The sequence below is a fragment of the Bacteroides sp. AM41-16 genome (genome assembly GCF_003603495.1).
GTDB classification, from domain to species: domain Bacteria; phylum Bacteroidota; class Bacteroidia; order Bacteroidales; family Bacteroidaceae; genus Bacteroides; species Bacteroides uniformis.
This window is the reverse complement of the sequence record NZ_QTNE01000003.1, coordinates 59060-72436: the sequence shown is the minus strand read 5'-3', so window position 1 is coordinate 72436 and position 13377 is coordinate 59060. Positions and strand designations below refer to the sequence as shown.

At 50.7% G+C, this 13377-nt stretch carries 11 protein-coding genes; 10 read left to right on the top strand and 1 reads right to left on the bottom strand.

The features are described 5' to 3' along the window. Positions 1-146 precede the first annotated feature (146 nt). A complete protein-coding gene (locus DW896_RS04090; RefSeq protein WP_117952003.1) occupies positions 147-1445 on the top strand; it encodes a S28 family serine protease in 1299 nt (432 codons plus the stop codon). Between the two features lie 109 nt (positions 1446-1554). On the opposite strand, the gene DW896_RS04085 is transcribed toward DW896_RS04090, so the two are convergent. Next, the gene (locus tag DW896_RS04085; protein WP_117952006.1) at positions 1555-2139 is read right to left on the bottom strand and encodes an HdeD family acid-resistance protein; all 585 of its coding nucleotides are present in this window, start codon (positions 2137-2139) and stop codon (positions 1555-1557) included. A 627-nt stretch (positions 2140-2766) separates the two neighbouring features. Between DW896_RS04085 and trpB the strand changes: the two genes are divergently transcribed. The 9 genes from trpB to DW896_RS04035 all read left to right on the top strand — a co-directional run bounded on the left by trpB (position 2767) and on the right by DW896_RS04035 (position 13357). Beyond that, entirely contained in the window at positions 2767-3942 is a 1176-nt protein-coding gene (gene trpB, locus DW896_RS04075) for a tryptophan synthase subunit beta (protein ID WP_182020408.1), read from the top strand. Positions 3943-4004: 62 nt separating this feature from the next. Next, positions 4005-5405 carry an anthranilate synthase component I family protein gene (locus DW896_RS04070; RefSeq protein WP_117952012.1) on the top strand — a complete coding sequence of 467 codons (1401 nt, stop codon included), beginning with the start codon at positions 4005-4007 and terminating at the stop codon, positions 5403-5405. Positions 5406-5523: 118 nt separating this feature from the next. After that, positions 5524-6150: an aminodeoxychorismate/anthranilate synthase component II gene (locus DW896_RS04065; RefSeq protein ID WP_117945590.1), complete on the top strand. Its 627-nt coding sequence runs from the start codon at positions 5524-5526 to the stop codon at positions 6148-6150. Between the two features lie 49 nt (positions 6151-6199). Beyond that, positions 6200-7195, top strand: coding sequence for an anthranilate phosphoribosyltransferase (gene trpD / locus DW896_RS04060; RefSeq protein ID WP_005837316.1), 996 nt, complete (start codon positions 6200-6202; stop codon positions 7193-7195). A 4-nt stretch (positions 7196-7199) separates the two neighbouring features. Beyond that, the gene (gene trpC / locus DW896_RS04055) at positions 7200-8027 is read left to right on the top strand and encodes an indole-3-glycerol phosphate synthase TrpC (protein WP_117952015.1); all 828 of its coding nucleotides are present in this window, start codon (positions 7200-7202) and stop codon (positions 8025-8027) included. Between the two features lie 96 nt (positions 8028-8123). After that, complete coding sequence (locus tag DW896_RS04050) at positions 8124-8747, top strand: phosphoribosylanthranilate isomerase (protein WP_057089591.1); 624 nt, start codon at positions 8124-8126, stop codon at positions 8745-8747. A 185-nt stretch (positions 8748-8932) separates the two neighbouring features. Next, positions 8933-9712 carry a tryptophan synthase subunit alpha gene (gene trpA / locus DW896_RS04045; protein WP_117652637.1) on the top strand — a complete coding sequence of 260 codons (780 nt, stop codon included), beginning with the start codon at positions 8933-8935 and terminating at the stop codon, positions 9710-9712. 141 nt (positions 9713-9853) lie between these two features. Continuing rightward, positions 9854-10894: an asparaginase gene (ansA, locus tag DW896_RS04040; protein WP_005827512.1), complete on the top strand. Its 1041-nt coding sequence runs from the start codon at positions 9854-9856 to the stop codon at positions 10892-10894. A 180-nt stretch (positions 10895-11074) separates the two neighbouring features. Then, positions 11075-13357, top strand: a complete 2283-nt coding sequence (locus DW896_RS04035) for an LruC domain-containing protein (protein ID WP_118358053.1) — start codon at positions 11075-11077, stop codon at positions 13355-13357. Positions 13358-13377 lie beyond the last annotated feature (20 nt).

The following is a 13377-nucleotide window of genomic DNA, read 5'->3' as shown; positions in this document are numbered from 1 at the left end:
ATCTCATTCTTTTGTTGGTTGTTTTAAGTTTGCAGGGGGGAGAGGTGCCGCGAGGCAGTTCTCTCTCTTTTTTCGTCCATGCCAACAGTTGGCGGTAAGCCGGAAATAACCTATCTTTGCCCGTCAGATAAAACAATCCTGTCATCATGAAGAATTTACGTAATTGCTATGCAGCGTTCCTACTGTTTGCCTTGCTGTTCGTTTCGGCTGCTGCCCCGGCACAAACCGATCTGCAGCAAAAACTGGGTCGGATTTCCACCATTACGGAAACCCGTCCGTTGGAGTCTACCCGGTTCTCCGAGAAGTATGTAACCTATTTCACCCAGCCGTTGGACCACCGTCATCCCGAAAAGGGCAGTTTCCACCAACGTGTAATTGTCTCCCACGTCGGCTTCGACCGTCCCACGGTGATTGTAACCGAAGGCTATGGAGCCGCCTATGCCCTCAACCCCAAGTATCGCGAGGAACTTTCCGAGCTGCTCGATGCCAACATGATTTTTGTGGAATACCGTTATTTCCTGGAATCCACCCCTGAGCCTAAAGACTGGCAATACCTCACCGCCGAGAATTCTGCCGACGACCTCCACGCCGTCCGCAACGCCTTTAAAAGCATCTATCCCGGCAAATGGATTGCGACCGGCATCAGCAAGGGCGGACAGACTACCCTGCTCTACCGCACGTTCTATCCGGACGACGTGGATATTTCCGTGCCTTATGTAGCTCCGCTCTGCTACGGGGCAGAAGACGGACGCCACGAGCCTTTCCTCAGGAAAGTGTCTACTCCGGAGGACCGCAAACGGATTGAGGACTTCCAGTTGGAAGTGTTGAAACGGAAAGCCGCACTGCTCCCCCGCTTTGAGAAATATTGCGATGAAAAAGGACTCAAGTTCCGTGCACCCGTTGAAGAGATATACGACTATTGTGTGCTGGAGTATTCTTTTGCCCTTTGGCAGTGGGGAACTCCCGTCAGCAGCATCCCTGCCACCACGGCCTCGGACGATGAGATATTTGCCCATCTGCTCGACATCAGTAATCCCGACTACTTCATTGCCGACAGTCCCACAGCCTCGTTCTTCGTACAGGCCGCCCGCGAACTGGGCTATTATGGCTACGATACGAAGCCTTTCAAGAAGTATCTTTCCATCCAATCGAGTAAGGATTACCTGCATCGCCTGATGCTTCCCGAAGAGCTGAAAGACATGCCCTTCGACAAGACCCTAAGCAAGAAAATCACGAAGTTCCTGAAAGAGAATGACCCGAAGATGATATTCATCTACGGACAGAACGACCCGTGGACAGCTGCCGGAGTGACCTGGCTGAAAGGAAAGAAAAACATCCATGTATTCGTAGAGCCCGGAGGAAGCCATCGGGCACGCATCGGTACACTGCCCGACGTTCAAAAGCAAGAAGCCATTTCACTGATAAACAAGTGGCTGCAAGAATAAAAAGACAGATGGTCCGCTTGATTGAAACAGACCATCTATTCAATGCCAACAGACCATGCGTTCAGGGTAAACAGACCATCTGTTTACAACCAACGCATGGTCCGTTTTTTTATTCTACGATTTCAGCATCTTCAATGTTATTGATTTCTCTTGAAGAGGAGTCCTTTGTACCCGATGCTTTGGGACGGCGACGCGTAAACTTGAACCAGTTCAGCAGTTCCGAAGCCGCATAGACCAGACTGCTGATGCCGATAATAATAAATGCCGTGGAGCGTACTCCCGTAGGATTGAACAGCGCAACCAAGCCGGCAAGCAGAATCAATACCGGAACCACATAAAAACCTCCCGGTACCGGCATCCAGCGACGGGCAGCGGAAAGCGAAGCAATCTGTTGCACTCCTCCCATCACCAAGATAAATCCCAATACAAATGTCAGCAAATCGGCAAAGAAACCGGGCATGATAATCAGCCACAAGCCAAACAGCAGGCTGCCTACTCCCTCGATAGGGAAGCGGCGGCGCATCTCCGTGCTCTGTGCAAAGTAGCCTATGATGCTGATGAGCGAAGGCACCAGGAAAATGACACCTATCGTAATCACAAAGTAATCACCGGCTTGGTCGGGAAACATCACCAGCACCAAACCGATAACCAGTGCACATATAGCACGCAAAAATGAATAACTTAATCCTTTCATGAGTCTATGTTTTTTTGCGAAGATACATCTTTATCCGAATAACTCCACACGAAAATCCCGAAAAATCAGTTTACATTCAGCCAGGCATTCATATCTTCGGCCACAAAGAGCCAGTATAATAACAACAGTACAGCAATAACCACGCCTATGGCAACTAAATGTTTTCTATTCATAGTTTGTTCCTTTCTTTTTTTGAATGAATATTCGTTTTTACTACACTTATAAGAACAATATTTCAAGAAAAATGTTCTTATCCAGAAAAAAAGTCATATTTATTTTGGCAGTTAAAACAAAGTGCTTATATTTGTCGCGAAAACGAAGACAGGCTGCACCTCAGCATAAAAAATGAACAAGTTCATTTTATTATACATTCGGTTTGCACTGTCTTTGCCCCCGATAAAACAAAAAAGTCAATGAAAACAATGTTAGTAAATACATATTGGTGGTGGCACCCGTTACAACTCCGACAGTCGTAAGGGAGCAGCGCTCGTATGTATATATGTAATATATAGTAAAAAACAAAAAGAGCCCTGTCGCACCAAGCGACGGGGCTTTTTTCGTTTAAGCAATAATGCGTTTTGATTTCTGAAATAGTAAATAGTAAATCGTCAAATAGTAAATAACATGATGAATTTCTTAGTTGACAAAGAAGGTTATTACGGAGAGTTCGGCGGGGCATACGTTCCCGAAATCCTCCACAAATGTGTAGAAGAGTTGCAGAACACCTACCTCAAGGTGCTGCAAAGTGAGGACTTCAAGCGTGAATACGACCAGTTGCTGCGCGACTACGTGGGACGCCCTTCCCCACTCTACTTGGCACACCGCTTGTCCGAGAAGTACGGTTGCCGGATTTACCTCAAGCGTGAAGACCTGAACCATACCGGTGCCCACAAAATCAACAACAGCATCGGGCAGGTATTGCTGGCACGCCGCATGGGCAAGCGCCGCATCATCGCCGAAACCGGAGCCGGACAGCACGGTGTGGCCACAGCCACCGTCTGCGCCTTGATGAACATGGAATGCATCGTCTACATGGGTAAGACCGACGTAGAGCGCCAGCGCGTCAATGTGGAGAAGATGAAGATGCTCGGCGCCACCGTCGTTCCCGTCACCAGTGGTAATATGACGTTGAAGGACGCCACCAACGAAGCCATCCGCGACTGGTGCTGCCATCTCTCAGACACCTACTACGTGATAGGTTCCACCGTCGGCCCGCATCCGTACCCCGACATGGTGGCACGCCTGCAGTCCGTCATCAGCGAAGAAATCAGGAAACAACTTCTTGAGCATGAAGGACGTAGCTGCCCCGATTACCTCATCGCCTGCGTAGGTGGAGGAAGCAATGCAGCCGGCACCATCTATCACTACGTCAACGACCCGCACGTGCAAATCGTCCTCGCCGAAGCCGGAGGAAAAGGCATTGAAACGGGAATGACAGCCGCCACCATCGCCCTCGGCAAGATGGGCATCATCCACGGCTCGCGCACCTACGTCATCCAGAACGAGGACGGACAGATAGAAGAGCCCTATTCCATCTCTGCCGGACTGGACTATCCGGGCATCGGCCCCATGCACGCCAACCTTGCCAAGCAGAAGCGTGCCATCGTCCTCGCCGTCAACGACGACGAAGCCATCCGCGCCGCCTACGAACTGACCCGGCTCGAAGGCATCATCCCCGCATTGGAAAGTGCCCACGCACTGGGTGCGCTGGAGAAGATGAGGTTCAAGCCGACGGACGTGGTGGTGCTGACGGTGTCGGGACGGGGGGATAAGGATATAGAGACGTATTTGAGTGATGAGTGATGAGTTATAAGTGATGAGTTATTTGAAAATACGAGATACAATGAAATAAAATACAAGATACAATGAAACAATATGATTATAAAACAATCAGCCGCACCATGCTCGGTGACTTGCATACGCCGGTGAGCACGTATCTGAAGGTGCGTGACATCTTTCCGCAGAGCGCACTTATGGAGAGTTCCGACTATCATGGCAGTGAGAACAACCGCTCGTTCATCGCTCTGTGTCCGCTGGCAAGTGTCAGCATAGACCACGGCACGGCTATCTTCCGCCTGCCGGACGACAGCCGCGAAGAGCATCCCATAACCGATACATACCGGGTGGAGAATGCCTTGAACGATTTCCGCGCCCGCTTCCGCGTGGAGGGCGAATACAGCAATTACTGCGGACTCTACGGATACACCTCCTTCAATGCTGTCCGCTACTTCGAGAATATCCCCGTGAAGGACAGCCGCGAAGCTACCAACGATGCGCCGGACATGCTGTACATATTATATAAGTACCTCATCGTCTTCAACGACTTCAAGAATGAGATGCTGCTTCTCGAGATGCTGGCGCCCGGCGAGACCAGCGAACTGGACCAGGTGCAGAAGGCCATCCATAACCGCAACTACACCGCCTACGATTTCCGCGCCATCGGCCCCACCACCTCCCCACTTACGGACGAGGAGCACAAGGCGAATATCCGCCGCGGCATCGCCCACTGTCTGCGCGGCGACGTTTTCCAGATAGTCCTCTCCCGCCGGTTCGAGCAGCGTTTCACGGGCGATGACTTCAAGCTCTACCGTGCCCTGCGCAGCATCAACCCTTCTCCCTATCTGTTCTATTTCGACTTCGGGGGCTTCCGCATTTTCGGCTCGTCTCCCGAAACCCATTGCCGCATCGAAGGCCGCCATGCCTATATCGACCCCATTGCCGGAACCACGAAGCGCACCGGCGATGCAGAGCAGGACGCCCTCAATGCCCGGTACCTGCACGACGACCCCAAAGAGAACGCCGAACACGTGATGCTGGTGGACCTTGCCCGCAACGACCTCTCCCGCAACTGCCACGATGTAAAGGTGGACTTCTATAAGGAGATGCAGTATTACAGCCATGTCATCCACCTCGTCAGCCGTGTCAGCGGAACGCTCCGCGAAGAGGCCGACCCCGTCAAGGCCTTCATCGACACCTTCCCTGCCGGTACCCTGAGCGGCGCCCCCAAGGTACGCGCCATGCAACTCATCAGCCAGCTGGAACCGCACAACCGTGGAGCCTACGGCGGCTGCATCGGTTTCATCGGACTGAACGGCTCGCTGAACCAGGCGATTACGATTCGTACTTTTGTCAGCCGCAACGGTGTCCTCTGGTTCCAGGCAGGCGGCGGCATCGTAGCCAAGAGCAACGACGAGTACGAACTGCAAGAGGTGAACAACAAGCTCGGCGCACTGAAAAAGGCGATTGAGATGGCAGAAAAAATGTGAGTTCATGTACGATTTGACGATTTACGATGTACGATTTGCCATGCGGCGTACATTGCGCAGCCAAATCGTACATCGTAAATCGTCAAATAGTAAATAAAATAGATTGTAAATACAAAAGATGAAAACAGTTATCATAGACAATTACGACTCCTTCACCTACAACCTTGCCCATCTGGTGAAAGAGCTTGGCGCAGAAACGGATGTGCTGCGCAACGATAAATTCCGGCTCGAAGAATTGGAGCCATACGATAAAATCATCCTCTCACCCGGCCCCGGTGTCCCCGAGGAAGCCGGACTGTTGCTGGATGTCATCCGCACCTATGCCGGACGGAAACCCATACTCGGTGTCTGTCTGGGCGAACAAGCCATCGGACAAGCGTTCGGTGGAAAGCTGGTCAATCTGGAAGAGGTGTTCCATGGGGTACAGACGGAGATAAGGAGGAAGGAGGAAAGACTAGGGACAAGGGATGAAGGATTAGGGGGAAAGGATTATGAAGGTATTTCTCTCGAAGAAGACTATATCTTCTGCGGTTTACCCAATAGGATTCCCGTCGGACGATACCACTCCTGGGTAGTGGATACGAAGGAGTTTCCCGACGAACTTGCCATTACCGCCATCAGCCCCGAAGGACAAATCATGGCGCTGAAACATCGGGAATATGACATACACGGCATCCAGTTCCATCCTGAATCGGTACTGACACCCGACGGAAAAACAATCGTAAAAAACTGGCTTTTCAAATGAGGCACTTCAGAAAAAGAGTAAATTCAATCGTCAAATCGTAAATAAAAAGATGAAAGCAATACTCACCCGTCTCTTCAACCACGAAGAGCTCACGTCGGAGGAGACCAAACAAATCCTCCTCAACATCACCAAGGAAATGTATCCTGAGGCGCAGATAGCAGCCTTGCTCACTGCCTTCCAGATGCGGAGCATCACTGTGGACGAGCTTATCGGTTTCCGCGAAGCACTGATGGAGACACGCCTTCCCATCGACTTCGCTCCCTATCGCCCCATCGACATTGTAGGTACGGGCGGCGACGGAAAGAACACCTTCAACATCTCCACCTGCGCTTGCTTCGTAGTGGCGGGAGCCGGCTACAAGGTTGCCAAGCACGGCAACTACGGAGCCACTTCCGTGAGCGGAGCCAGCAATGTCATCGAGCAGCACGGCGTACGCTTCACCAACAACCCCGACACGCTGAAACGCAGCATGGAGGAGTGCAACATCGCCTACCTTCATGCCCAGCTTTTCAATCCGGCGATGAAGTTTGTCGGTCCCGTACGCAAGACGCTGGGAGTACGCACCTTGTTCAATCTGCTCGGCCCGTTGGTGAATCCATGCTGTCCGGCATACCAGCTGCTCGGTGTGGCAGACCTCTCGCAGATGCGCCTATACACCAACGTATTCTATAAACTCGGCATTGACTTTGCCGTGGTCAACAGCCTCGACAGCTACGACGAAATCTCCCTAACGGACGAGTTCAAGGTGATGACCCGCAACTACGAGCGCATCTACCGTCCGCAGGCTCTCGGCTTCAAGGATGCCCGTCCCGAAGAACTCTTCGGCGGCGCATGCAAGGAAGATGCCGCCCGCATCTTCGACAATATCCTTACGGGGCATGCCACACCTGCACAAACGCAATGCGTCATTGTCAACGCCGCCTTTGCCATCCAGGTGATGGAGCCGCAGAAAGAGATTGAAGAGTGCATCGCCATCGCACGCGAATCACTGGATAGCGGACGGGCGCTGGCGACACTGAAAAAATTTATCGAGATTAATAAATGAAGCAATGAAAGATATACTGTCCGAAATCATCGCCCATAAGCAAACAGAGATTGAACTGCAGAAGCAGACCGTCTCTCCGGAACAGTTGCAGGAGCAGGCCGGAATCATCATCCGGGAGAATGCGGCCCACCACCGCAGCATGAAGCAGGCCCTTGCCGCTTCTTCTACAGGAATCATCTCCGAGTTCAAACGCCGTTCACCCTCTAAAGGCTGGATAAACGAGGCTGCCCAAGCAGAGGAAATACCCGCCTCCTACGAAGCCGCCGGCGCCGCCGCCCTCTCCATCCTGACGGATGAGAAGTTCTTCGGCGGTACGCTGCGCGACATCCGCACGGCCCGTCCGCTCGTCCGCATCCCCATTCTGCGCAAGGACTTCATCATCGACGAGTACCAGCTTCTGCAAGCCTGCATCGTAGGTGCCGACGCCGTACTGCTCATTGCCGCCTGCCTCAGTCCGGAGCAGTGCAGCACCCTCACCGCCCAAGCCCACGAACTCGGGCTGGAGGTATTGCTCGAAATCCACAGCCCTTCGGAACTCTCCTATATAAATAAGGAGGTCGACATGGTGGGTGTCAACAACCGCAACCTCGGCTCCTTCGTCACCGATGTAGAAAACTCCTTCCGGATAGCCCGGCAACTGCGCGAAGCCACCCACGGACCGGCATCCCCGCTCCTTGTTTCCGAAAGCGGCATCTCCGACCCCGAAACCATCTGCCGCCTGCGTGCCGCCGGCTTCCGCGGTTTCCTCATCGGCGAAACCTTCATGAAAACAGCCAATCCGGGCGAAACCCTGAAAGAGTTCATCCAAGACAGTCTCTTAATTGATAATTAAAAGTTGAAAGTTGATAATTGTAAATACAAAAGTCTCTCATACAGCGTTACATCGCGCAGCCAAATTGTAAATAGTAAATTGTAAATCGTAAATAAAATGTCTCCTCTCATCAAAGTATGCGGAATGACCGAAGCAGAAAACATCCGCAATGTAGAACTGCAAGGTGTAGATATGATTGGTTTCATCTTCTACCCAAAATCTCCCCGTTGTCTGTGCCAGATGCCCGGGTATCTGCCAGCCTGCGCCAAGCGTGTCGGCGTCTTTGTCAACGAAAGTAAGGAAAACATCCTGATGTATACCGACCGTTTCGGCCTGGACTACATCCAGCTGCATGGCAATGAAGCTCCCGAGTACTGCCGTTCCCTGCGCAATGCAGGCCTGCACCTCATCAAGGCTTTCTCCATCTTGCTGCCCAAGGACCTGCTTTCCGTATCTGCCTACAATGGTCTGTGCGACTATTACCTCTTCGACACCAAGACCCCGCAGTACGGCGGTTCCGGCAACCAGTTTGACTGGAACCTCCTGCACCGTTACAACGGTCCCACCCCGTTCCTGCTCAGCGGTGGCATCAACCCCTACAGCGTAAAAGCCCTCCGGGAGTTCCGCCATCCCTATTTCGCAGGTATCGACATCAACAGCCGTTTCGAGACGGCACCGGGAATAAAGGATGTGGAACGCATCTCAAACTTCCTGAAAGAACTCAAGGGAGGTACGATTTGACGATTTACTATTTACTATTTGGCTGCGCAATATACGCCACATGGCAAATTGTACATTGTACATGGTAAATAGTAAATAGTAAATTGTAAAATTGTAAAATTGTAAAATTGTAAATCGTACCATGCAGCATATATTGCGCAGCCAAATAGTAAATTGTAAATTGTAAAATTGTAAATAGAAATAGTATGTTGAACCGCATTAACCAACTTTTCCAGGACAGCCCCAAGAATCTGCTGTCCATTTACTTTTGTGCAGGCTGTCCCAACCTCGACGGTACTGCCGACGTTATCCGTGCCCTCGAAAGAAACGGAGTCAGCATGATTGAAATCGGAATTCCGTTCAGTGACCCCATGGCCGACGGCATTGTCATCCAGAATGCTGCCACCCGCGCCCTGCACAACGGCATGTCCCTCCGCCTGCTTTTCGAACAATTGCGCGACATCCGTCGCGATGTCCGCATCCCGCTTGTCCTTATGGGATACCTCAATCCCATCATGCAGTTCGGCTTCGAAGCCTTCTGCCAGAAGTGCGTGGAATGCGGCATCGATGGCGTCATCATTCCCGACCTCCCTTTCCGCGATTACGAAGAGAGTTACAAAGCCATCGCCTCGAAGTATGACATCCGTGTCATCATGCTCATCACCCCCGAAACCAGCGAAGCCCGCGTCCGCGAAATAGACGCCCACACCGACGGATTCATCTATCTGGTGTCCAGTGCCGCTACCACCGGTGCCCAAAAAGACTTCGACACCCGGAAGCAAGCCTACTTCAAGAAGATAGAGGATATGAACCTCCGCAATCCACGCATGGTAGGCTTCGGCATCAGCAACAAGCAGACATTCGATGCCGCTTGCGCCCACTCATCCGGTGCCATCATCGGCAGCCGCTTCGTCACGCTGCTCAACGAGAAGGAAGGAGATGCGGAAAAGGCTATCAGGCAGTTGAAGGAAGATTTGAAACAGTGAGCTTATTCAAATTTCATACAATATATTTTTCGCAATGAAAAAATAAAAGAGACAAAATCTGCAAAGACTTGTCTCTTTTATTTTCTCCCCATCTCATATTTCACTATCTTTGTGCCCGAAAAAAGCTCTAATACGAATATCATGAAAGTCGATTGCCCTTCCGTACTATTGATTTACACTGGCGGAACTATCGGAATGATAGAAAATCCCGAGACCGGTGCGCTTGAGAACTTCAACTTCGACCAACTGCTACAGCATGTTCCCGAACTGAAGCGCTTCAACTACCGCATCTCTTCCTATCAGTTCGACCCACCGATCGACTCTTCCGACATGGAGCCTTCCCTCTGGGCAAAGATTGTAAAAATCATCAACTACAACTACGACAATTTCGACGGCTTCGTCATCCTGCACGGTACCGATACGATGGCCTATACAGCCTCCGCCCTCAGTTTCATGCTCGAGAACCTTTCCAAGCCGGTCATCCTCACCGGTTCCCAGCTTCCCATCGGCACCCTGCGCACCGACGGGAAAGAGAACCTCATCACCGCCATTGAAATAGCCGCAGCCAAGCATCCGGACGGTACTCCTATCGTCCCTGAAGTGTGCATCTTCTTCGAGAACGAGCTGATGCGGGGCAACCGTACCACCAAAATCAATGCCGAGAATTTCAATGCTTTCCGCTCCTTCAACTATCCCGCACTGGCAAAGGCAGGCATCCATATCCGTTATAACGAGCACCTCATCCACCGTCCCGACCCGTCACGCCCCATGAAGCCGCACTACCTTTTCGACACCAATGTCGTAGTGCTCACCCTCTTTCCCGGCATCCAGGAAAGCATCATCAACTCCGTGCTTCATGTTCCCGGCCTGAAAGCTGTTGTCCTCAAGACCTTCGGTTCCGGCAATGCCCCCCAGAAAGAATGGTTCATCCGCCAGCTGAAAGAAGCCAGCGAACGTGGCATTGTCATCGTCAACATCACCCAATGCCAAAGTGGCGCCGTCGAGATGGGACGTTACGAAACCGGTCTGCAACTTCTCCAGGCAGGTGTCATCAGCGGCTATGACAGTACCCCCGAATGTGCCGTCACCAAACTCATGTTCCTCCTGGGGCATGGACTGGACCAAGCCGAAATCCGCCACCGCATGAATTCCGACCTGGCAGGAGAAATCACCAAGATTTAGTAAAGCGGCAATACAGAGGGCATTTAGTAATATTGATAATTTTCAAGACAAACTTGCATTATCTATCCATACAAAATCGTTAAAAAGCGTTAACCAACACGCTTTTATCCCCCATTAATAAAGCTTATTAGTTTAAATAAACGTACTTTTGCTTACAATCAAGCAAAACAAATGTAAAATATGGGAGAAAATACCCTATACAAACGCTTTCTGCCGCTTGTTATTCTTACAGTAGGCATACTGCTGCAGGGTTGTAAAGACGATGTTTTTAACCCCGAAAAAGTGAAAGCAGCCTATCAGGATAGGTTTCCGGTCAAGAACATAGACCCGGCTATGGATTGGAAAATGACTCAGCAGGTCCGGGTCAATGTTTCTGTATCCGAAGATACCGGCATCGACTACACCATACGTATTTACGACAAGAACCCCTTAATCAGCCGGTCATCCGCCAAACTGCTGGCAGAAGGCACCGCCAATAATACAACAGTATTTACTACCGTCATGGACTGCCCTTCTGTGCTGACGAGCGCTTTCGTGTGCCGCACCGATGCACACAGCCGCAACATAGTAAAATACGTATCCATCCAAAACGGTCAGCTCCATGCCGCTTTCGGCAGTTCCCCCACAACTACACGTGCCGCATGGACACGCAGTGTCAGCATCGAGACCTATTCACCGGAAAAGTCTGAGGCAGAAATCACCGCAATGCTATCAAGTGCCGAAGAAATAAGGCCGAATACCGATTTTCAAAACGGAAAAGCCTACAAAATCTCCAAAGACAATATATATAGGAATAAAATCAGCAAGGACGGCATGGGAAGTGACAATCCGGCCATCATCATCATTGAAGGCAGCTGGGAACCCAATGGAAACAACATGACCGTTGAACGAGGCTTCGAATTCTATGTGATTGACGGAGGGGAAATCGTGATACCGGACGAGCACACCTTCACTTTAGTGCAATCCAGCCGGTTTATCGTCTACGCGGGTGGAACCATCAAAGGGAACGACATCGAATTGACCAATGCATCCGGAGGCAGCTACAACTACAATGCCGGCACTATGGAAATAGATGATTTCCATGTCAGCCAGGGAGGAGCATTCTATAATTGCGGTACCGTGCGTGTCGATGAAATGAATTTCGACAGCGGATGCAAATTCATCAACCAGGGCAAAGCCTATATCGGGAAAACCGACAGCAACATCACTATAGACAACGGATGCTATCTATATGCGGAAGAATTTGTAGGCACACTGAACATGGGAGACACCTCTTCTGCAGAGATAGAGGATTTCGGGGACCATAGCAACAATTACAACACCCAAATCACGATGGGTGACAACTCCATGATAACCGTACTTGATGAAGCAGAATTGTCACAAGCACAATTTATGGGTCCAAACAATGAATATGCACTGGTAAAAATCAATAAAATTGAAGATATAGGAAATTTCTCCAGTCAGGGAAACATTCATTATGAAGTGAAAGAAATTGACGATGATATCACCGAGGATATCTGGTGGGAAGCCAAATTCCTCGATGCCATCAAGAACACCGAAGGAACCATATCCAAATGGGGAGAATCCCCCATCACCATTCCTGCCGGAGACTGTACGGGCGAAGGCAATACTCCGGACGAGTCCGGCTCAGAAACCCCTACAGACCCGGTCTCCTATACGTACGTATTCGAAGACAACTTCCCGTTGGTAGGCGACTATGACTTCAACGACGTGGTCTTGGACGTGGAGACCTACTATCACCGCGAGAAAAAGACGAACCACATCAAGCGCATACAGCTCGACGTGACCCTTGCTGCAGCAGGAGCAAGCAAGCCGTTGGGCGTAGGGCTCCGGATTACCGGAATCAATAAATCCGATATCCGGGAAGTCAAGACCGGAGGCGACGATTCGCGTTTCCAGGAGTCATTCAACAGCTCGTACAACAAATTCAGGTACAATAACGTTACTTACATGGAAGATTCCGATCCGAGTGTCGTAATCCCCATCGCAGGCGAGGTGCACAATGTATTCGGAGTTGAACCGGGTGAGATGGTAAATACCGGCATTGGAGTAACCGCCAAAAAGTACACTTATGAAGTCATTATTGAACTGGCAGACCAAACCCGGACAGAGCCCCCATTCTCAAAAGACAATCTGGACTTCTTCATCTGTTATCAATATAAAAGCATGGAACAACGCATGGAAGTCCATCTTTACGAATTTTGGGGATATGGCGCCACTGCCGCCGGAACCATACAGCAAGAGAATCTTGACTTGGCAGGCAACAACACGTGGGCAATCTGCGTGCCGTATGGCTTCCGCTATCCCAAAGAAACAATCAATGTGTCACGTACTGATATCCCCGAGGCAAGCGCATATCCGGAATTCATCTATTGGGCCCAAGACAGAACCCAGTATACGGAATGGTACGAACACCCGGTAGAAGAAAATGTATATAGATAAATATAGCAAACAACTATCAT